The 21,976-nt window shown below is 33.2% G+C and carries 25 protein-coding genes; 21 read left to right on the plus strand and 4 right to left on the minus strand.

Annotation, left to right across the window (positions count from 1 at the left end; all coding sequences use genetic code 11):
* Positions 1-90 precede the first annotated feature (90 nt).
* Positions 91-1,905, plus strand: coding sequence for a sodium:solute symporter (locus QMA06_RS11535; protein WP_290207012.1), 1,815 nt, complete (start codon positions 91-93; stop codon positions 1,903-1,905).
* On the plus strand, positions 1,905-2,885 hold the full coding sequence (locus QMA06_RS11540; RefSeq protein WP_290207013.1) for a Gfo/Idh/MocA family protein: 981 nt from the start codon (positions 1,905-1,907) through the stop codon (positions 2,883-2,885). The genes QMA06_RS11535 and QMA06_RS11540 overlap by 1 nt, the downstream gene beginning before the upstream one ends.
* Before the next feature lie 80 nt (positions 2,886-2,965).
* Here QMA06_RS11540 and QMA06_RS11545 read toward each other — a convergent pair whose 3' ends face one another.
* A complete protein-coding gene (locus QMA06_RS11545; protein WP_290207014.1) occupies positions 2,966-3,811 on the minus strand; it encodes a DUF2911 domain-containing protein in 846 nt (281 codons plus the stop codon).
* Positions 3,812-4,054: 243 nt separating this feature from the next.
* Between QMA06_RS11545 and QMA06_RS11550 the strand changes: the two genes are divergently transcribed.
* The 18 genes from QMA06_RS11550 to QMA06_RS11635 all read left to right on the plus strand — a co-directional run bounded on the left by QMA06_RS11550 (position 4,055) and on the right by QMA06_RS11635 (position 18,298).
* On the plus strand, positions 4,055-4,714 hold the full coding sequence (locus tag QMA06_RS11550) for a TetR family transcriptional regulator C-terminal domain-containing protein (RefSeq protein WP_290207015.1): 660 nt from the start codon (positions 4,055-4,057) through the stop codon (positions 4,712-4,714).
* Positions 4,711-6,021: an ABC1 kinase family protein gene (locus tag QMA06_RS11555; protein ID WP_290207016.1), complete on the plus strand. Its 1,311-nt coding sequence runs from the start codon at positions 4,711-4,713 to the stop codon at positions 6,019-6,021. The genes QMA06_RS11550 and QMA06_RS11555 overlap by 4 nt, the downstream gene beginning before the upstream one ends.
* A complete protein-coding gene (locus QMA06_RS11560; protein WP_290207017.1) occupies positions 6,022-6,660 on the plus strand; it encodes a flavin reductase family protein in 639 nt (212 codons plus the stop codon).
* Positions 6,660-8,078 (plus strand): SDR family oxidoreductase, encoded by a 1,419-nt coding sequence (locus tag QMA06_RS11565; protein ID WP_290207018.1) that lies wholly within the window; start codon positions 6,660-6,662, stop codon positions 8,076-8,078. Before QMA06_RS11560 ends, QMA06_RS11565 begins: the two co-directional genes overlap by 1 nt.
* The gene (locus QMA06_RS11570) at positions 8,075-8,224 is read left to right on the plus strand and encodes a DUF2256 domain-containing protein (RefSeq protein ID WP_290207019.1); all 150 of its coding nucleotides are present in this window, start codon (positions 8,075-8,077) and stop codon (positions 8,222-8,224) included. The genes QMA06_RS11565 and QMA06_RS11570 overlap by 4 nt, the downstream gene beginning before the upstream one ends.
* Positions 8,194-9,501, plus strand: a complete 1,308-nt coding sequence (locus tag QMA06_RS11575; protein ID WP_290207020.1) for a DASH family cryptochrome — start codon at positions 8,194-8,196, stop codon at positions 9,499-9,501. The genes QMA06_RS11570 and QMA06_RS11575 overlap by 31 nt, the downstream gene beginning before the upstream one ends.
* Positions 9,502-9,618: 117 nt before the next feature.
* Positions 9,619-11,088, plus strand: coding sequence for a cryptochrome/photolyase family protein (locus QMA06_RS11580; protein ID WP_290207021.1), 1,470 nt, complete (start codon positions 9,619-9,621; stop codon positions 11,086-11,088).
* Between the two features lies 1 nt (position 11,089).
* On the plus strand, positions 11,090-12,580 hold the full coding sequence (locus QMA06_RS11585) for a cryptochrome/deoxyribodipyrimidine photo-lyase family protein (protein ID WP_290207022.1): 1,491 nt from the start codon (positions 11,090-11,092) through the stop codon (positions 12,578-12,580).
* 102 nt (positions 12,581-12,682) lie between these two features.
* The gene (locus tag QMA06_RS11590) at positions 12,683-13,114 is read left to right on the plus strand and encodes a hypothetical protein (protein WP_290207023.1); all 432 of its coding nucleotides are present in this window, start codon (positions 12,683-12,685) and stop codon (positions 13,112-13,114) included.
* Positions 13,111-13,383: a TIGR03643 family protein gene (locus tag QMA06_RS11595; RefSeq protein WP_290207024.1), complete on the plus strand. Its 273-nt coding sequence runs from the start codon at positions 13,111-13,113 to the stop codon at positions 13,381-13,383. Before QMA06_RS11590 ends, QMA06_RS11595 begins: the two co-directional genes overlap by 4 nt.
* A gap of 139 nt (positions 13,384-13,522) precedes the next feature.
* Positions 13,523-14,212: a GTP cyclohydrolase I FolE gene (gene folE, locus QMA06_RS11600; protein WP_290207025.1), complete on the plus strand. Its 690-nt coding sequence runs from the start codon at positions 13,523-13,525 to the stop codon at positions 14,210-14,212.
* Positions 14,213-14,215: 3 nt separating this feature from the next.
* Positions 14,216-14,446: a hypothetical protein gene (locus QMA06_RS11605; protein WP_290207026.1), complete on the plus strand. Its 231-nt coding sequence runs from the start codon at positions 14,216-14,218 to the stop codon at positions 14,444-14,446.
* Positions 14,447-14,454: 8 nt separating this feature from the next.
* A complete protein-coding gene (locus QMA06_RS11610) occupies positions 14,455-15,141 on the plus strand; it encodes an SDR family NAD(P)-dependent oxidoreductase (RefSeq protein ID WP_290207027.1) in 687 nt (228 codons plus the stop codon).
* 30 nt (positions 15,142-15,171) lie between these two features.
* Positions 15,172-15,660 carry a glutathione peroxidase gene (locus QMA06_RS11615; RefSeq protein ID WP_290207029.1) on the plus strand — a complete coding sequence of 163 codons (489 nt, stop codon included), beginning with the start codon at positions 15,172-15,174 and terminating at the stop codon, positions 15,658-15,660.
* Between the two features lie 6 nt (positions 15,661-15,666).
* Positions 15,667-15,831 carry a Lacal_2735 family protein gene (locus tag QMA06_RS11620; protein ID WP_290207030.1) on the plus strand — a complete coding sequence of 55 codons (165 nt, stop codon included), beginning with the start codon at positions 15,667-15,669 and terminating at the stop codon, positions 15,829-15,831.
* Positions 15,832-15,838: 7 nt separating this feature from the next.
* Complete coding sequence (locus QMA06_RS11625; protein WP_290207031.1) at positions 15,839-16,303, plus strand: TspO/MBR family protein; 465 nt, start codon at positions 15,839-15,841, stop codon at positions 16,301-16,303.
* 100 nt (positions 16,304-16,403) lie between these two features.
* The gene (locus QMA06_RS11630) at positions 16,404-16,871 is read left to right on the plus strand and encodes an SRPBCC family protein (protein WP_290207032.1); all 468 of its coding nucleotides are present in this window, start codon (positions 16,404-16,406) and stop codon (positions 16,869-16,871) included.
* Between the two features lie 122 nt (positions 16,872-16,993).
* Positions 16,994-18,298 (plus strand): cryptochrome/photolyase family protein, encoded by a 1,305-nt coding sequence (locus QMA06_RS11635; RefSeq protein WP_290207033.1) that lies wholly within the window; start codon positions 16,994-16,996, stop codon positions 18,296-18,298.
* Positions 18,299-18,816: 518 nt separating this feature from the next.
* On the opposite strand, the gene murA is transcribed toward QMA06_RS11635, so the two are convergent.
* The 3 genes from murA to QMA06_RS11650 all read right to left on the minus strand — a co-directional run bounded on the left by murA (position 18,817) and on the right by QMA06_RS11650 (position 21,183).
* Complete coding sequence (gene murA / locus QMA06_RS11640; protein WP_290207034.1) at positions 18,817-20,133, minus strand: UDP-N-acetylglucosamine 1-carboxyvinyltransferase; 1,317 nt, start codon at positions 20,131-20,133, stop codon at positions 18,817-18,819.
* A 5-nt stretch (positions 20,134-20,138) separates the two neighbouring features.
* Positions 20,139-20,798, minus strand: a complete 660-nt coding sequence (locus QMA06_RS11645; protein WP_290207236.1) for a DUF4290 domain-containing protein — start codon at positions 20,796-20,798, stop codon at positions 20,139-20,141.
* A gap of 91 nt (positions 20,799-20,889) precedes the next feature.
* Positions 20,890-21,183 carry a DUF493 family protein gene (locus QMA06_RS11650; protein ID WP_290207036.1) on the minus strand — a complete coding sequence of 98 codons (294 nt, stop codon included), beginning with the start codon at positions 21,181-21,183 and terminating at the stop codon, positions 20,890-20,892.
* A gap of 211 nt (positions 21,184-21,394) precedes the next feature.
* Between QMA06_RS11650 and QMA06_RS11655 the strand changes: the two genes are divergently transcribed.
* On the plus strand, positions 21,395-21,934 hold the full coding sequence (locus tag QMA06_RS11655; protein ID WP_290207037.1) for an ATP-binding protein: 540 nt from the start codon (positions 21,395-21,397) through the stop codon (positions 21,932-21,934).
* The last annotated feature ends 42 nt before the right edge of the window (positions 21,935-21,976 follow it).

Consider the following 21,976-nt stretch of genomic DNA (forward strand, 5'->3'; position numbering starts at 1 on the left):
AATAAAATGTATACGGCTGTTTTAATTGCCAATGCACTTTACATTATACTATTTTACTTTATAACGGCCTCATTCGCTTAAAAATTTACAATGCCACAAACTTTAGATTGGATTGATTGGACCGTTTTAATCGCTACTTTAGCCACAATTGTGGGTTACGGTACATGGAAAACCAGAGGTCGAAAAAACGCACAGGATTATATTAAAGGTGGCAATACCACACAATGGTGGACAATTGGTCTATCCGTAATGGCTACACAGGCAAGTGCCATTACATTTTTATCTACCACCGGACAAGCATTTTCTGATGGCATGGGATTTGTTCAGTTTTATTTCGGACTTCCTATTGCGATGGTTATAATATGTTTAGTATTTATCCCGCTATACCATCGGCTTAAAGTTTATACGGCTTACGAGTTTCTCGAAAACAGATTCGATCTCAAAACCCGAAGTCTAACAGCTATTCTCTTTCTAATTCAACGGGGTTTGGCGGCTGGAATAACCATTTTTGCTCCTGCCATAATTTTATCTGTCGTTTTAGGTTGGAATATCGTTACCTTAAATATAATTATTGGCGTTTTAGTCATTATTTATACCGTTTCGGGTGGAACTAAAGCTGTTACCGTTACACAAAAACAACAAATGTTTGTGATTTTCGCAGGAATGGTAGCGGCATTGGTTATCATCATCAACTTAATTCCAGACGAAGTTACTTTCTTAGATGCCATCGATATTGCAGGTGCATCAGGGAAAATGCAAGTTTTAGATTTTTCGTTTGATTTAGAAAATAGATATACGGTTTGGACCGGTTTAATTGGAGGTACCTTCCTAATGCTCTCATATTTTGGAACCGATCAAAGCCAGGTACAACGTTATCTCTCTGGAAAATCTATGAAAGAAATGCAAATGGGATTAATGTTTAACGGTATGCTTAAAGTACCGATGCAATTTTTCATTTTACTCGTTGGTGTAATGGTATTTGTGTTTTATCAATTTAATCCTTCACCTTTAAATTTTATAGATAAATCGACAGAGACGGTTTTAGCCTCAGAATATGGTGATGATTATAGAACACTTCAAGATCAGCAAGCTGAACTTTTTGAAAAGAAAAATAAGCTATCATTGCAATTAGCGCAATCTAATGGTAATGAGGCCAACTCGAGAAAACAATTGGCTGATTTAAACATATTAGAAAAATCCTATCGTTTACGTTCAAAATTTTTAATTAAAAAGGCTGTTGATCCAGAATATGGAGTCGCCTATGATAGACTTCAAGAGGAAGTAAAAAACTTAGAAGTAAACACCGAAAGTTCAACTTACAAAGAAAAATCTGCCGCGCTCGATGCCTTATATAATGATGCTGCAAAAGATACACAGACCAATGACAGGGATTATATGTTTATTCGGTTTATTTTAAATCATCTGCCAACTGGATTAATCGGATTATTATTAGCAGTAATTTTATCTGCAGCCATGTCTTCTACAGCCTCAGAAATTAATGCATTAGCCACCATTACTTCAATTGATTTATATGGAAGAAACCTGAAGGAAGATAAAGGCGAAGAACATATGGTAACTATGACCAAATGGTTCACCTTAGGCTGGGGAATAATAGCGATTATAATAGCCTGTTTCGCCGACCTAGCAGAAAACTTAATTCAGCTTGTCAATATTATAGGATCTATATTTTATGGTAATGTTCTAGGCATATTTCTACTCGCTTTCTTCTTTAAATACATAAAAGGAAATGCGGTATTTGTAGGGGCATTAATTACACAAGCCATTGTTGTCATTGGCTGGTGGTTAGAGTGGATGCCTTATCTATGGTTAAACCTTTTCGGTTGTATCTTAGTTATTGGCATTGCTAATATTTTACAAGCCATATTGCCTAAAAAACTAGTGTAATGAATTCTAAAAATATTAACTGGGGCATAATTGGTGCAGGTAAAATAGCCTCCAAATTTGCTAGTGATTTAATTACGGTCCCTAATTGCAATCTTCAAGGTATTGCTTCTCGAAGTATAGATAAAGCTAAAAATTTTGCACAAAAATTTAACGCTGATTCAGCTTATGGACATTATGAAGATTTAGCATCCGATCCTAAAATAGATGCCATATATATCGCTACACCTCATAGTTTTCATAAATCACATACCATTTTATGTCTTAACCATAAAAAACCGGTACTGTGTGAAAAGCCATTCGCCATAAATTTATTAGAAGTTGATGATATGATTCAACGTTCAAAAGAAAATAATACACTACTAATGGAAGCGATGTGGACGATTTTCCTGCCACATTTCCGTTATGTTTTAGAATTGCTAGAAAAGAAGTATTTTGGGAGTATTGTAAAACTAGAAGCTGATTTCGGATTTCACCCAAACTATGATGAATCATCAAGAGTTTTCGATAAATCTGTAGGTGGTGGCAGTTTATTAGACATTGGAATCTATCCTGTTTTCGCTGCACTTTCCTCTTTAGGTCATCCGGAAAACATCTCTGCTACAGCGAAATTTTTCGATACTGGTGCGGATTCAGAATGTGAAATTCTGTTTCAATATAAAAATGCAGAGGCGCATTTAAAAAGCACCCTTTTAGAAGAAACCAACACCGAAGCTATATTTTACTGTGAAGAGGGCACCATAAAAATTAATGGACGTTTCCATGAACCTTCAACAGTTACCTTAATTGATAAGAATGGCAATTCCGAACTAAAGTCCTTTAATTATAAAACTATAGGATACAGTTATGAAATTGAACATTTCAATCAACTCATTAGAATCAATAAAACTGAAAGTGATATTATGACTTTTGAAAAAAGTCGGCAATTAATTAAAACCTTAGACACAATTAGAAACTTGATTGGTTTACAGTATCAAAAATAATAAAAAACGCAACTCAAATGAGTTGCGTTTTTCATAATGATTATTTTATCTATAAGCTAAATAGCCTTAGAAATTTATAATTACTTCGCTCCCCATTCCTTTAACGAGTCTTCATTCATTTTAATATAGTCTGCATTGTTAGCTTCTTTTGCAGCTGCTAAAGATTTTTTTGCAATTTTAATAGCCTCTTTCTTATCTCCAGCTTTTGCATAAATTAAAGATTGTTGACGTAGTTGCCAAAAACGTGGTTCTTTAGACATAGACATAGCTTTATCCATCCACTCTTTTGCTTGATTTATATCTTTTCCTTCTTGAAAATGATAAACAGCAGCAGCATAATAATCGTTAGCCGATGGTCCTGCCATTGCACTTTCTATAGATGCAGACACGGTTTTATCAGTTGGCACCTTAAATTCTACACCTACATAAGTTTTCTCCCACATCATACCTATTACAGCAGAATTATTAGTGATATCGTCGATAGATATTGTAAACGTTTGAATATCCATTTCAATAGGATATACATCCGCCTTTAAACGAGCCGCTATTTTGGAGTCATCTAATTCGGCTGGAGCTCCACCTCCTTGATAATCTGTATAAAATATAACATCCCAAGATTTAGCTTCAGGAATTGTAAAAATAGCGTAAGTTCCTGCTTTTAATTCTTTACCATCAACAGTAACGTCATTACTAAATGTTACTTTAGTTCTTGCGTTTGCACCAGTTCTCCAAACTTTTCCGTAAGGTACAAGGTTCCCAAAAATGGCTCTATCTCGCATTGATGGACGTGAATAGTCAATTGTGACATCTGTTAAACCTACAACTTGCTCAATTTTCGCTGCAGGACTTGGTGCTGGTGTTTCAATTTGCGCATTTACCGAAAACATTAAGGTTAATGCAAATGTAAATAGTACTAGTCTTTTCATAATATTCTATGTTTTATTTTTTTTTAAACTGCTGTAAATTTACAACATAGGGCATGCTATGTGTGTTAATAATTCCTTAAAAAGAAAACTATCGCTAGGCTCTTCTCGACTTAATTCTTTTATAGAAAATGACAACTTTTTCTAGAATTTAAATCAGTACAAGCAATAAATTACTGTTAATTTTGTTTAACTTTTAAATTTATTAGTTAAACATTACGTACCTTTATAGTAAAATAATAAAAGATGGCTAAGAAAAAAGTAATCAAACAAATAGATCTGATTAAATTCTACATGGATTACGTGTTAACCCATGATAAAAAACCAAAATCGGTATATGCTTTTGCAAAAGATAACAATTTTGAAGAACAGAAATTCTATGAATTTTTTAATTCTTTTGAATTATTAGAACAATCCATATTTAAAGTATTTTTTGATAATACTATAAACGTGCTTCATAAAAGTGAAGATTATCATTCTTTTGATTCACGAAACAAGTTATTAAGTTTCTATTTTACGTTTTTCGAAATATTAACGGCAAATAGAAGTTATGTAATTCATGCGCTTAAGTCTGATAAAAATCAACTTAAGTCCTTAAAAACATTATCCGTTTTAAGAAAAAGCTTCACTTCCTACGTCTCAGAACTAGACATTAAGACCATTGATCTCAAGCAGGAAAAACTTGAAAAGATTAAAAATAAAAGCCTTACAGAATCTGCTTGGTTTCAATTGTTAATGACCTTAAAGTTTTGGATGGACGACACGTCTCCATCATTTGAAAAAACAGATATATTTATTGAAAAATCAGTGCAAACTAGTTTTGATTTAATTGACACGACTCCATTTAAGAGCCTGTTTGATTTCGGAAAATTTATTTACAAGGAAAAATTTAAAATGGACCTATGAAAACTATAGACAGCATACCGATTTCAAAAATATCTAGAGCTAGTAAATTAGTTTCTACTGGTGCAAAAGTGGGTGTTAATTACTTAAAATATTATGGCGATAAAATGGTGAAGTCTGAAGCAGAAGCTAAAGAACGTCTTAACCAGAACAACGCAGAAGATATTTACGATAGCTTAAAAACACTAAAAGGAAGTGCTTTAAAAGTCGCACAAATGTTGAGCATGGAGAAAAGCATATTGCCACAAGCTTATGTAGAAAAATTTTCGTTGTCTCAATTTTCGGTGCCCCCATTATCGCCACCTTTAGTTATAAAAACGTTTAAAAAATATTTTGGGAAACATCCCGAAGATTTATTTGATACTTTCAACGCAACTTCAGTTAATGCTGCCAGTATTGGTCAAGTCCATATTGCAGAGAAGAATGGGAAAAAATTTGCTGTGAAAATCCAATATCCTGGAGTTGCGGAGAGTATTGCATCAGACTTAGCTTTGGTTAAACCAATTGCTATTAAGATGTTTAACATTAAAGGAAAGGATTCTGATAAATATTTTAAAGAGGTTGAAAATAAACTTACTGAAGAAACCAATTACATTTTAGAAATAGAACAAAGTAAAGCCGTTGTAGATGCTTGCCAACATATTCCTAACTTAAAATTTCCTAAATATTATTCAGATTTATCATCTGAACGCATCATTACAATGGATTATATGAAAGGCGAACACCTTTCGGAATTTGTAATGCACAACACAGATGAAGTCTTAGCCAATCAGTTAGGTCAAGCCCTTTGGGATTTCTATATGTTTCAAATTCATAATTTAAGGAAAGTACACGCAGATCCACATCCTGGTAACTTCTTAATTTCAAAAGAAGGTGATTTAATTGCACTCGATTTTGGCTGTATGAAAACCATTCCGGAAGACTTTTACATTCCGTATTTTGAATTAGCCGAAAAGGAATGCATAGACAATCCTAAGTTGTTTACCGAAAAACTGTACGAATTAGAAATTTTAAGACCAGATGATTCAGCCGAAGAACTAAAATTCTTTAGCGCAATGTTTCATGAGTTGTTAAGCTTGTTTACAAAACCATTTCATGTTGAAGAATTCGATTTTTCAAATCCTGATTTTTTCAATCAAATTTCAGAAATGGGACAACGGTATTCAAAAAGCACTGAACTTAGAAACATGAATGGTAATAGAGGTTCTAAACACTTTATTTACATCAACAGAACCTTCTTTGGTTTGTATAATTTAATGTTCGATTTAAAATCTAAAAACGTTAAAATCAATAATTTCAAAAATCTATAGATGATAGAATTTACCAGTGACGACTTTGAAAAAATGGACCATTTATACCGAATTAATCTCATTAATAGTTGTTCTGGGTATAAATCGGCGAATCTCATTGGTACAAAAAGCGACGATGGCATTAGTAATGTAGCTGTGTTTAGTTCTGTGACGCATTTAGGTTCTAATCCTGCGTTGTTAGGCTTCTTTTTAAGACCAACAACTGTAGCGCGAAACACCTACTCTAACTTAAAAACGACAGGAAAATACACTATAAATCACATTCATTCTGAAATTATAGAAGATGCACATCATACTTCGGCTAAATACGATTCGAACATATCGGAATTTGATGCGACGCGATTAAAAGAAACGTATAAAGATGAATTTTGGGCACCATTTGTAAAAAGCGCGCCTCTACAGATGGCTATGCAATTTGTAGAAGAACATCCAATTCCGGCAAACGACACCATTTTAGTTATTGGTAAAATCGAAAAACTATATATTACAAATACCTTGTTAAATGATGATGGTTTTGTTAACCTTTCTAAAGGAAACGTAGCAACTATAAACGGTTTGGATGGTTATGCTATTCCAGAATTGAAAACACGTTTAGAGTACCAAAGACCTAAACCAGAATTCACAAAATCTCTAAAATAATGCGCGTATTAATCACAGGTACAACAGGCTATATAGCCAAAAGACTAGCACTTCAATTGCTTGAAGATGACCATGAACTTGTATGTTGTGTACGTGATTTAAATAGAATTCCAGATGAAATTGAAGACCATCCTTTATGTTCATTCATAAAAGTAGATTTCTTAAAACCTGAAGATGCTGAAATTCCAAAAGACATAGATGCCGCGTATTATTTAATTCATTCCATGTCTACAAGCTCTGATGATTTTGAAGATTTAGAACAGCAATGTGCTCAAAATTTCAAAAAACTTGTTGAACCAACCAACTGTAAACAAGTGCTTTTTTTAAGCGGCATTGTAAATGACGCTTCCTTGTCTAAACATTTAAAATCGAGATTACAGGTTGAAAACACTCTAAAATCTGAAACTTATGCACTCACAACATTTAGAGCAGGCATCATAGTTGGTAGCGGAAGCGCTTCTTTTGAAATCATAAGAGATATCGTAGAAAAATTACCTTTTATGATAACACCAAGATGGCTAAATACTAAAACACAACCTTTAGCCGTGCGTGATGTGCTCAACTTTTTAGCTGGCGGATTAGGAAAAACCGAACTCTACAATAATGCTTATGACATTTATGGACCAGAAGTACTCACTTACAAAGAAATGTTACTTCAATTTGCTGAAGTTAGAGGTCTAAAACGCTATATCGTTACACTGCCTGTGCTGACACCAAAACTATCATCGTATTGGTTATATTTTGTAACCTCTACGTCGTTTAAGTTAGCAGCTGCATTGGTCGATAGCATGAAAGTTGAAGTCATTGGAAAACCAAGCGACATCAACACCATAATTGGTATTGAACCTGTAGATTATAAAACTGCGGTGGATTTAGCATTTCAGAAAATTGAACAAAATGCTGTAATATCCAGTTGGAAAGATGCTGTGAGTAGCGGACGATTTAAAGACCAATTATCTAAACATATTGAGTTACCAACGTTTGGATGTTTTCAAGACGTAAAGCAACGAAAAGTGACTGACGAAGAATTTACTCTAAATAAGATATGGGCTATTGGTGGCAGAAACGGTTGGTACAGCTTCAATGGCTTGTGGAAACTTAGAGGTTACATGGATAAGCTTTTTGGAGGTGTTGGTTTAAGACGTGGCCGAACAAGCGACACCTATTTAGAAGCTGGCGACGCACTAGATTTTTGGCGCGTTTTATATGCTAGTAAAGAAGAAAAACGACTCTTACTCTTCGCAGAAATGCGTTTACCTGGCGAAGCTTGGTTAGAGTTTAAAATTGTAGACGACCAATTGCAGCAACGTGCTGTATTTAGACCAAAGGGTATTTGGGGACGCTTGTACTGGTATGCCGTTTTGCCGTTTCATGCTTTTGTTTTTAATGGCATGATTAACGCTTTGGTAAAAAAATGAAAGGTGTAAAAAAGGAAAATCTTCCAACAAAAACATGTCCTGTGTGTCAACGTCCTTTTACATGGCGCAAAAAATGGGAACGCGATTGGGAACACTTAAAATATTGTAGTAACAAATGCAAAAAACACAAAACAATAGCAATTTAATATGGTTTAGAAACGATTTAAGAACCGTTGATAATGCTGTTTTATGTGAAGCTCAAAAAAACGGAAATCCACTCATTGCTGTGTATTTTTTTAATCCCAATCACTTTGCAATTAACAAATCCGGGTTTAAAAAAACCGAGAAATTTAGAGCAAAATTTTTAATTGAATCTATCGAAGATTTAAGAGCGCAACTCAACAAATTAAACATCGATTTATTGGTTTTTCATCAACAGCCAGAAGAAGTAATTCCAGAGCTTTGCAAAACCTATAACGTGAATTTTATTTTTCTTCAGAAAGAATGGACGTCAGAAGAATTACACACTGAAAATGCCGTTAAATCAAACTTAGACTCTATTAACTGGCATAAAGTTTACAATCAGTTTTTATTCCATCCGGAAGACCTTAATTTTGAAATTGAACAAACACCACAAGTCTTTACCAACTTTAGAAAACAACTTGAAAAACACGTTGAAATTCGTCCAGAATTACAACCAAAAATATACCCTGAAAGCAATCGTATTGCCAACAACACTAACATTCCAACCCTTAACGATTTAGACTTTGACCATTTTGAAACCAATCCACATTCGGCTTTTCCTTTTAAAGGTGGCGAAACCGAAGCTAATAAACGCCTCGAGGATTATTTCTTCAACACTAAAAAATTAGGATTTTATAAAAAAACGAGAAACGGATTAGTTGGTGTTGATTACAGTTCTAAATTTTCGTCTTGGCTAGCAAATGGTTGTATTTCTGCCAGAACCATTTATTGGCAAGTGAAAAAATTTGAAAAGGAATACTTCAAAAATCAATCGACGTATTGGCTCATTTTTGAACTCATTTGGCGCGATTATTTTAAATATGTGTCCTTAAAACATGGCAATCAAATCTTCAAATTAGACGGCATACTCAAAAAGGATTACGATTGGTCTTCAAATCAAACGCATATTCAAAACTGGATGAATGGAGAAACAGCATCAGAATTTGTGAACGCTAATATGATTGAACTTAAAGAAACCGGTTGGATGAGTAATAGAGGACGACAAAACGTTGCCTCTTATTTTGCCAAAGCATTAGAATTAGATTGGCGTATTGGTGCTGCTTATTTTGAGTCTTTACTCATAGATTATGATGTCCACAGCAACTATGGCAATTGGATGTACGTTGCTGGTGTTGGCAACGACCCAAGAGATAGAAAATTTAATGTTGAATTGCAAGCGGAACGTTATGACGGGAATAAAAGATTTAGAAGTCTTTGGTTGCAACCAAGTTTGTTTTGAGAACACCCCTAAAGTCCCCTCAAGGGGACAATCCTCTAAATAAACTCTGGAACAAATGTCCCCTTGAGGGGACTTCAGGGGTGTAAAAAAAATAATTTTAAAGCAAATAGTACTAAATTGAAAGAAGCCATACTCATATTTCCACATCAATTATTTAAGGATGCACCAATTCTTAAAGTGGATGCTAATATCTATTTGATTGAAGAATTCTTATTCTTTAAACAGTACAAATTTCACAAACAAAAAATTGCGTTTCACAGAGCTTCCATGAAAGCTTATGCAGACTATCTCGAAACCCAAGGCAAAACCGTAAACTATATTGAAGCGAGCACAAAGCAATCTGACGTTAGACAACTCATACCAAAGCTTATTGAAGATGGCGTTGAAAAACTTCATATCATTGACCCAACAGATAATTGGCTTCAGAAACATATTAATTCGGCTTCAAAAGCTATAGAAATTGAATGGTATGAAAATCCATTATTTATAAATACTAAGGAAGAGTTAAGCTCATTTTTTAAACCCACTAAAAAGAAATTCTTTCAAACGTCTTTTTACAAACAACAACGTAAACAACGCAATATTTTAATGGTTAATAGTGAGCCAGAAGGTGGTAAACTCACCTATGATTCTGATAACCGAAAGAAATATCCAAAAGACAAAACACCACCATCCATTCATTTTCCAGATAAAACAGAGTATCACAAAGAAGCTGAAGCGTATGTCAACGCTAATTTTAGCGAGTATTATGGCGAACTCAATGATTTTGTCATTTATCCTATAGATTTTAAAGCTTCAGAAGATTGGCTGCATCAGTTTTTTGAACATCGCTTTCATGAGTTTGGACCTTATGAAGATGCCATCGTCAAGGAAGAGCACTTTCTAAATCATAGCATCCTCTCGCCTCTTATCAATATTGGTTTGCTTAATCCTATGGACGTTATAGAAAAGGCTATCGATTACGCCAAATCTTATGATGTTCCGTTAAATTCTCTAGAAGGTTTTGTACGCCAAATATTAGGTTGGCGCGAATTTATAAGAGGTGTTTATGAAGTGAAAGGCACTGAAGAACGGACAAAAAACTTTTGGAACTTCAACAAGAAAATACCAGCCTCGTTCTATGATGGCAGCACAGGAATTAAACCCATTGATGATGTTATTAAAAAAGTTTTAAAAACAGGCTACGCACATCATATTGAACGCTTAATGCTACTCGGTAATTTTATGGTGCTTTGCGAATTTCATCCAGACGACGTTTACCAATGGTTTATGGAACTATTTATAGACGCATATGATTGGGTTATGGTACCCAATGTATATGGCATGAGTTTGTTTGCAGATGGTGGTTTAATGTCTACAAAACCATACATCAGTAGCAGTAACTACATCATGAAAATGAGCAACTATTCTAAAGGCGATTGGCAAGACACTTGGGATGGTTTATTCTGGACGTTTATGGATAAGCATCGCGATTTCTTTGCTGGTAATCCAAGGCTAGGCATGTTATTAGGCAATTTAGATAGAATGAAAAAAGAAACTTTAGAAAAGCATTTTAACAACGCAGAACAATTTTTAAAGCAACTTTAAGATGAAAGTAAAAGAACATATAAACGTCGTTTGGTTGAAGCGCGATTTAAGACTTCAGGATAATGAAGCACTATCGAATGCTTTAAAATTAGGCAAACGTGTTCTTATTTTATATGTTTTTGAACATTTGTTATTGAATGATGTGCATTATAACGAACGTCATTTTAATTTTATTAAAGAGTCATTAAGAGATTTAAATGAAAATCTCGCTACACATCATACTAAAGTATTAACGGTAACTAGCGATATTACGAGTGCGTTTAATCAACTGCAAGAGTTTTATAAAATTGATACCGTTTTTTCTCATGTTGAAACCGGATTGCTAGTCACCTATAATAGAGACCAAGAATTTACACGTTATTGTCGAAACAATTTAATGAACTGGGAAGAATCTAAAAACAATGGTGTTGAGCGTGGTTTGGTTAATAGAGACAATTGGTTTGACAATTGGGAAACCTACATGAATAATCCTTTGGAAGTTTTTCAACCTAGCGACAATCGATTATTACATCATTTAGAAATTGAAACTTTAGAAAACATACTTTCTATAACAGATTTAACAACACCAGAAGCTACAAAGTTTCAAAAAGGAGGCACAACCATGGGTTGGAAATATGCCAATTCATTTTTTGAAAGCAGACATGAAGATTACATGGTTAATATTTCAAAACCGGAAGCTTCAAGAACAAGTTGCAGCAGAATTTCGCCATACATCGCTTGGGGAAACTTATCTATTCGACAAGTATATCAGAAAGCAGAACAATTAAAATCTACAGCTCAAGATAAACGACATATTGGTGCATTTATTTCAAGATTACGATGGCAAGCCCATTTTATTCAAAAGTTTGAAATGGAACACACCATGGAAAATGCAAGTGTCAACAAAGGGTATCATAAATTAAAGAAAACATTGTCTGAAAGTTATCAAAACGCATGGAAAGAAGGCCAAACCGGATTTCCGTTAGTAGATGCTAGTATGCGTTGTTTAATTGAAACAGGTTACGTAAATTTTAGAATGCGTGCCATGTTGGCATCCTTTTTCACACATATATTGTGGCAACCTTGGCAGTCTGCAACCACGCATTTATCGCAACAATTTTTAGATTTCGAACCTGGTATCCATTTTCCTCAATTACAGATGCAAGCCGGCGAAACAGGCATTAATAATCTTAGAATTTACAACCCCACACTTAACGGTTTAAAATACGATCCTGATGCTGAATTTATAAAAAAATGGGTTCCAGAATTGGCATACTTAGACACCCCTTTTATCCATGAACCTTACTTAATGACTGAGATGGAACAAGCCTTTTACAACTTTAGCCCTGGTGAAGATTACCCAATGCCTATAGTAGATATAAAGAAAAACCGGAAGCGTGCCAGTGAAATTCTTTGGAATATGAAAAACGACGCAGAGGTTATTAGTGAAAGTTTTAGAATCTTAAAACGACATACCTTACAAGATAGAAAGCGTATGTTGAGAAGTGATTGATTTTTACTCAATTGCACTACAAATTTAATAGTCATAATAATCTGTTAATTTTTGTTTAATCTTTACATAAAAGAGTTAAACATTTTATATATTTGAAGATATATGATACTAAATACCACACACCGTAATTCTGAACACAAGCAAATCATTGCCGATTTAGTTGGCAGACCGTTTAGTTTGGTACAGAAATTGAAAATGAATGGTGTAGGTTCTAAACGTATGATAATTGATGAAGTTAGCCCAAATATGCAATCGATGATGAATTTGGTCTCAGATATTAATTACGGAAATATTGAACTAAGACCAAAAGGTATTTTAATTAGAATTAATAAAGGTTTACAAACTTTTACGTGGATTATACCTTACTACCATTTAGTTATATATAAAATAAATGGGTCTAGTATACACGCACAAGGGAAATTTTTACACTTTAGGGCCAACAAAACTTTTAAAGAAAATAAGAAGTTTTTTGACAAATTAATGAATCAAAAAGTAGAGTACGATTTACACCATGCAATGCCTTATGGACTATGAGTTTAAAATTAAAAGACATTGACCGAATTATTGAAATGGCATGGGAAGACAGAACACCGTTTGAGGCTATTACGTTTCAATTCAAATTAAAAGAACAAGACGTTATTAATTTGATGCGGCGCGAATTAAAACCAAGTAGCTTCAGATTATGGAGAGCGCGAGTGCAAGGCAGAGCTACTAAACACAGTAAAAAAAGAACGTTTGACAAAGGCAGGTTTAAATGCTCGAGACAAAGAACAATAACAAATAACTCTATATCAAAACGTTAACACGTGCTTTGATTTAAGTTTGGAGTACTTAAAGACAGCACATTAAAAAGATTCTATGAAATGAGTCAAGTTCAGTTAATAATTATAATGTAGACTTGATGAATTCCATCTGACCTTTGATTAAAATTTTAAAAAACAGATGAATACAGAAACGACTTCCAAAACAAATGGAAAGCTTAATGGTTTTGACAACGAAACTATAGGTGACGACCATTTATTTACAAGTTTAGACACACCAATGAAAGCTAATGCTTTTGACATGTCTAACGAAGAAAAGAAAAAACGTATATCTATTTTATTTTCAGAAATAATGGATGTTATGGGTTTAGATTTAAATGATGATTCACTTCAAGGCACACCAGACCGTGTGGCAAAAATGTATATTGAAGAAATATTTTCAGGTTTAGACCCAAAAAACAAGCCTAAAATGGCGCTATTTGAAAATAAATACCAATATAATCAGATGTTGGTAGAAAAAAATATTACCTTTTACTCTAATTGTGAGCATCATTTTGTTCCCATAATTGGAAAAGCACATATTGCCTACAAGTCATCTGGAAAAGTAATTGGACTTTCTAAATTAAATAGAATTGTTCAATATTTTGCGAAACGTCCTCAAGTTCAGGAGCGTTTAACAAATCAAATTGCAAATGAACTTAAAACGGTTTTAGAAACAGAAGACGTGGCAGTTATTATAGATGCTAAGCATTTATGTGTTTCATCTAGAGGTGTACAAGACGATACATCCACAACAATAACAACATTTTATGGAGGCGAGTTTAATACCGCTTCGAAAATCGTAGAATTACAAAACTATTTAAACAAGTAAGCTATGAGTACAGTAGAAAAAGCTTTAGAATTTGAAAACAGAAAGTTTTCATTTAAAACAACAAGTGATAGAATCTTAGCAGCAAGAGAGGCTAAAGATTTAATATTAGAAGTCAACGAATTATATAAAGAAAAGAAAGACTCAAAACTTATGGATCTAATGAAGCGTTTGACCGTGATTAAACAGAAGATTGAAAAGCGCTTAAAAGGTAGACCATTAACAGCAACGTCTTAAGTCTCGCGATGAAGAGATTAATTATTATCGGAGGAAGCAAAGGTATTGGTAAAGCAATTATTTCATCTTTGCTTTCTTCTTATGATGAGATTGTAAACATCAGCCGGACATCGCCAGTAGAGTCACATCCTAATTTAAAACATTATGATTGTGATATACTAACTGATCCATTACCAGAAATAGACCACGCCGACGGTTTAGTGTATTGCCCTGGAAGTATTAATCTTAAACCGATAAATAGACTTAGTGTTGCCGATTTCAAAAATGATTTTGAAATTAACGTTATTGGTGCTGTTAAGGCGATACAAACCTATTTACCAGCTTTAAAAAAAGGTAGCAGACCATCAATTGTATTATTTAGTACAGTTGCTGCAAAGTTAGGCATGCCTTTTCATGCTAGTGTAGCGGCTTCAAAATCAGCCATTGAAGGTCTAACAAAATCTTTGGGTGCAGAATTAGCACCAAACATTCGCATCAATGCGATTGCACCAACGGTTACAGATACCGAGTTGGCATCTAAATTATTGCGTAATGAACGGATGATTGACAATATGAATGAACGCCATCCCTTAAAAAAATATCTTCAACCAGAAGAGGTTGCAGATATGGCAGGCTTTTTATTATCAGAAAAAGCGGCTTCTATGTCAGGACAAATATTTGAAATGGACTGCGGTATTGTTAGTTTCAAATTGTAAATACTATTAAATATTTAATACGAAATCATCATGACAGCAACTGCTAAGCAATCTTTGTACGATATAAAGATTAAAAGCCTTCAAGGAGAGGTTTTAGATTTACATCAATACAAAGGTAAAAAAATGCTCTTCGTTAACGTAGCTTCTAAATGTGGCTTCACACCTCAGTATAGAGATTTACAAAAATTACAAGATACCTATAAACACTCACTTGTAGTAATTGGGGTGCCATGCAATCAATTTGGAAAACAAGAACCTGGAAATCACAAAGAAATACAAGAGTTCTGTGAAGTGAATTTTAGTATTTCATTCGTAATGACGGAAAAAATTGAAGTTAAAGGAGAAAATCAACATCCTTTATATGCTTGGTTGACTAAAAAATCTAATAATGGCAAACAGAATTCTACTGTAAAATGGAATTTTCAGAAATATTTAATAGATGAAAATGGTCAATTTCTAAATTACTACTATCCTATTACAAGCCCTATGAGTTCTAGACTATTAAAATATTTAAATTAAATCGCTATGTTCGGACTATTTAAAAAATTATCTGAGGTCGAAAAACTTCAAAAGCAGTATGATAAGTTGATGGCGGATTGGCATAAGCTATCGACAACGAACAGAGCTGAAAGCGATAAAAAATATGCTGAAGCTCAATTAATTGCTAATAAAATTGATAAATTAAAATAAGTGTACATTGAAAAAAATACACCTTTTTATACTTTTTCTTATCATTAATTTTAGCGGACTCGCACTTGGAAGTTGGTTAATGGGTGATGTAGTTACCGGGGAATGGTATTCTAATTTAAACAAAGCACCTTGGACACCGCCCGGCTGGGTTTTTGGAGCGACCTGGACCCTTATCATGTTTTGTTTTTCAATTTATTTGACTTATTTATTTTCAATTCGAAAATCAAAATTCGTCATGCTAATATATTCGTTTTCAGTCCTTTTAAACGTCAGCTGGAACTACGTGTTTTTTAATCAGCATTTAACAGTCTGGGGATTAGTTAACATCACATTACTAACCTTGGTGATAATTTATCTTTTTATAACGTTCAGAAGTGATTATATCCAAAATTTAAAATACCTATTATTGCCTTATATAATTTGGCTTTGTATAGCGACATCGTTAAACGCTTATATCGTTTTTAACAACTAATTTCAATACAGTAAATTAACAGTATTAGGACTGGTATTTTCACCTTATTTATCTTCGCCCAACTATTAGTTCCTATTGTATTCTATAATATATAATTGATATGAAAATCTATACATTACATAAAAAACAGAAATTACCAATTTCAGTAGATCAAGCTTGGGAATTTTTATCCAGCCCTGCGAATCTAAAAGTGATTACTCCAGATTATATGGGTTTTAATATCCTTTCTGGTGGCGATAGACCTATGTATCCTGGACAAATAATTCAATATATAGTAACACCAATCTTAGGCATTAAAACAAAATGGGTGACTGAAATCACGCATGTTAAAGACCATGAATATTTTGTAGATGAACAACGTTTTGGACCTTATGCATTATGGCATCATAAACATTTTATAAAAAAGATTGAAGGTGGTATTGAAATGGAAGATATTATAGATTACAAATTACCTCTAGGTGTTTTAGGGCAACTCTTCCACCCTATTATTGTTCAACCTAAATTAGAGGAAATTTTTAACTATAGAACTCAAAAATTAGAAGAGTTATTTGGCACTTATGAAAAATAAATACTATGGTTATTTGATTAACAAAATACTTATATAAATAATTGACAAATAAAAAATAATTAAAAAACAGAAATTATATAAAATTTGCACATCCACACTGTGCAAAGAAATATTACTTAAGCATGACGGAAAAAATAAATATATTCTGGTTTAGACGAGATTTAAGATTAGATGATAATGTTGGGTTTTATGAAGCATTGAGAGGCAATTTTCCTGTAATGCCAATTTTTATATTTGATACTGAAATATTAGAAGATTTACCGAAAGATGATGCACGAGTAACATTTATCCATAATACGCTTCAGAAAATGAGGCAAGATCTTCAGGATAAGTATAATAGTAGTTTGGCTATATTTAAAGGTAAACCTGAAGTTGTTATTAAACAATTAATAAAAAATTATAACATAGAAGCAGTTTTCACAAACCATGATTACGAACCTTATGCGAGAAAACGAGATAATTCTATAAAGTTAATTTTAGAAGAACATAATATCGCCTTTAAAACCTACAAAGATCAAGTTATATTTGAAAAAAATGAGGTGGTTAAAAAGGATGGAGATCCTTACCTAGTTTACACCCCTTATATGCGGACTTGGAAAGAAAAATTTAAATCCATTGATTTAGATATTTACTATACCAATTCTTATCTAGATAATTTAATTGAGCATAGCAGATTACCTAATTTAAGTTTATCAGACATTGGTTTTGAAAAATCTAATCATGAGATAGCTTCTTATGATGTTACACCAACAATGATTCAAAATTATGAAGAAACCCGAAATTTTCCAGCCCAAGATGCCACCTCAAGATTAGGCCCTCATTTGCGATTCGGAACAGTAAGCATCCGAAAAATGATTAAAAAGGCCATTGCTGAACAAAATGAAATTTTTTGGCAAGAGCTTATTTGGCGCGAATTCTTTATGTCTATCCTTTGGCACTTTCCGCATACCATAGACAAAGCTTTTAAATCTAAATACGACAGAATTGAATGGCGTAATAATGAGAAAGAATTTAAAAAATGGTGTGAAGGTAATACTGGTTACCCCTTAGTCGATGCAGGCATGCGGCAACTCAACGAAATTGGTTTTATGCACAATAGAGTGCGTATGCTTGTTGGCAGTTTTTTATGCAAACATTTATTAATAGATTGGCGATGGGGAGAAGCCTATTTTGCAGAAAAACTTCACGATTACGAAATGGCAAGTAATGTTGGTAATTGGCAATGGGTTGCGGGTTGTGGTGTAAACGCTGCGCCTTATTTTAGAATTTTTAACCCAACGACACAGATAAATAAGTTCGATAAAAATCATGAATATATAAGAAGATGGGTGCCTAATTATCAAGAATTGACCTACTCTAAACCCATGGTAGACCATAAAGAAGCGAGAGAACGCTGTTTAAAAACCTACAAATCCGCATTAAATTAACGTTATAATTAAAAAGTTTTTATTTTTTTAACACCGTCACGCAATAATTAAATTTTTCGATCGTTGTTTATTTAAGACTGCAATGTCTTATCTGAAATAACCATTTCACTAAACCAATTTAAAGCTCTGAGTAGTCTCCAGAGCTTTTTTTTATTTTATAGCTTATATCCTAACTTATATTCTTAAAAATTCGCAACTATAGACTACTATTTTAAAACCAGTAAAATTGAGAAATCAAAAGAGAATAATGTATTTCAACATCTAAAACACCTTAAAAAACCATAATAATCAACACATTAGAACACATGAATATTCTGTAATTATAGCCACTTATTCAGAAAAATTTGAAGAAAACAGAACGTATATGTAAAGGGATAAAATCACATTTATCAGATTTCAATAATGATAGCAAATCAGCTTAAGAAAACATACAATTAAAAAAGTGTAAAGTCTATGTACCGTTCCACATATACTTTACACTCAAATCTATAATTTCTTTAAGCTTTTTGGCTTACCAATTAATTACCATCCACACGCTTAATATTAGCACCAATCGCTCTTAAACGTTCAGCGATATTTTCGTAACCGCGATCAATTTGTTCAATATTATGTATGGTTGAAGTTCCCTTAGCCGATAATGCAGCAATTAGTAATGAAACACCTGCTCTAATATCGGGAGAAGTCATTGTTGTAGCTTTTAAAGTCGATTTAAAATCATGACCAATAACCGTTGCTCTATGCGGATCGCATAAAATTATTTTGGCCCCCATATCGATTAATTTATCGACAAAAAACAAACGACTTTCAAACATTTTTTGGTGCACAATTGCACTACCTCTTGCTTGTGTTAAAACCGTGAGAATTATACTTAACAAGTCTGGAGTAAATCCTGGCCATGGTGCATCTGCAATAGTTAAAATAGAACCATCAATAAAATTTTGAACTTCATAACCATCCGTATGAGCTGGAATATGAATATCATCTCCATGACGTTCAATTGTAATTCCTATTTTTCTAAAAACATTTGGTATCTGACCTAAGTCATCCCAACTTACATTAGTTATAGTCAACTCACTTTTAGTCATTGCAGCCAAGCCAATCCAGCTACCAATTTCAATCATATCTGGTAACATTCTATGTGTTGTTCCCCCAAGAGAATCTACTCCTTCAATCGTTAAAAGATTAGAACCAACACCAGTGATTTTCGCCCCCATGCGGTTCAACATTTTACACAACTGTTGCAAATATGGTTCACATGCAGCATTATAAATGGTAGTTTTCCCTTCAGCTAACACAGCTGCCATTACAATATTAGCAGTACCCGTTACAGAAGCTTCATCTAAAAGCATATAAGTGCCTTTTAACTTTTTTGCTTCTACACCATAAAACAATTCTTCCTTATTGTAACGAAACTCTGCACCGAGATTAATAAAACCTTCAAAGTGTGTATCTAATCGACGACGTCCAATCTTATCTCCTCCTGGTTTTGGAATATAGCCTTTACCAAAACGAGCCAAAAGTGGCCCAACGATCATAATACTACCTCTTAACCCTTTACCATCTTCTTTAAATTCAGCTGATTCTAAATAATCAAGATTAAGATCGTCTGCTTTAAATGTGTAAGAGCCTTTTTCTAATTTATTGATTTTAACACCAAGCTTTTTTAATAGCGCAATTAACTTATTTACATCAATAATATCTGGAATGTTATCTATTTGAATTTCATCGGCAGTTAAGAGTACTGCGCATAAAATTTGTAAAGCTTCATTTTTTGCTCCTTGTGGTTGTATTTTCCCTTTTAGCTGGTGACCACCTTCAATTATAAATGTACTCATACGTTTTAGTAACGTTTTCTGTTATTAGAATATTTTTTCTTGTTAGAGTTGTTACTCTTTTTGTTTGAATTGCTTTTTCCACCGTATTTAGACTTCGTCCGCATCAAACTAGTAGAATCAGTAAGATCTTCATCCTTATTTTTTAAATTGATTTTACCACCAGACAATTCATATAAGTGATTATATATTACTTCGTCTTCTACGGTATCTTTATTCCAATTTAAAAAACATTTTTTCATATGATTGGCAATAGTATAAGTTAAAGCATCCTTTAACTCACCATCTTCCCAACTTACTGCCACGTCAATCATCGTTTTAATATTATTTCCATAAAAACGATATTTAGGATGATTTTGAGGATATTTTAAAGGTTCTGGTCGTGCTTGTATTTCTTCTTTCGATGGTTCGCCATAAGGTGCGTCCACATCGATTTCAAAATTGGCCATAATAAACAACTGATCCCATAACTTGTGTTGAAAATCTGGCACATCTCTTAGGTGTGGCTGTAAATTACCCATCACAGAAATAATTGCTTTGGCTACTTTATTGCGTTCTTCTTTGGTTTCACGAGACTTAGCGTAATTAATCATCTTTTGAAGATGACGTCCGTATTCTGGAATAATTAAATGCTCGCGCTCTGTATTGTATTCTAAATCGTCAATCAAAATTGTAAAATGTGTAGTGTATAATTGTAAACCCGTAGTCTTTTTAGGTTTTGCTGCAAAGTACAAAAAATTACGAAGTTTAACCGAAATATTATAGAGAAATTACACCCTCTACTTTTTCTGCCACTTCTTTATATTTAGCAATTACTTGCTCAGGATTTTTAAGTCTAACGTTTATGGAAACACTCGTATATTTTCCATTTTTAGATGCATTAGTCGTAATAACGGCTCCAAGGTCATTAAAAAGATCCTCAATATCCTTAACACCTGAGCCTTCAGAAAGTACAATAAATTTATACAAATACTCTGTTGGCCACAATGCTGTATCGTAAAGTTGTGTCTTTAATTTTTCGTAAAATTCCTCTGTTTTTTTCGAACTATCCATAGTAATATTTTTCAGATGTAAAGATACGGTTTATACCAAATAAATGAAAACAAGAAAATTTAAATAAAGCCACTTATCTGAATACAATTAAAAATCACTTTATTTGACGCGGCATTTAATTATGGAAATTCAAAATTGTCAATAGTTTATAATATTCTATTTTTAAACCCTTATTTTTATCCTCTATTTTTATTTTAAAAATTTTACCAACTTGAATCCAAAAAAAATCGTTATCGCAGGTGGACCAGGAACAGGAAAAACCACTATTATTAATGCGTTAAAAAAACGTGGTTATATTTGTTATGATGAGATCTCTCGACATATTACCTTACAAGCTCGGAAAGATGGAATTGAGCAATTATTTTTAACTGAACCTTTATTGTTTAGTGAAAAACTATTAGACGGCAGAACGCAGCAATTTAAAGATGCGACCAAAGAGTCTCAACAAGTCGTGTTTTTAGATAGAGGGATTCCAGATGTTTTAGCTTATATGGAATATATTGGTGATATATATCCAGACCATTTTATTGAAACCTGTGATACCCACAAATATGATAGCATCTTTATTTTAGCTCCTTGGAAAGAAATTTTTACAAGTGATAGTGAACGTTACGAGAATTTTGAAGAAGCGGTAAAAATCCACGATCATTTAGTAAATACCTATGAACAATTTGGTTATGAACTTATTAATGTGCCTTTTGGGAGTGTCGATACTAGAGCAGATTTTATTTTAAAGTCATTAAATTTGTAATAAAGCTATAGTACCGAAATTATATGACCTTAAAATGAGGTT

The organism is Winogradskyella bathintestinalis, from assembly GCF_030407435.1.
Lineage (GTDB): Bacteria > Bacteroidota > Bacteroidia > Flavobacteriales > Flavobacteriaceae > Winogradskyella > Winogradskyella bathintestinalis.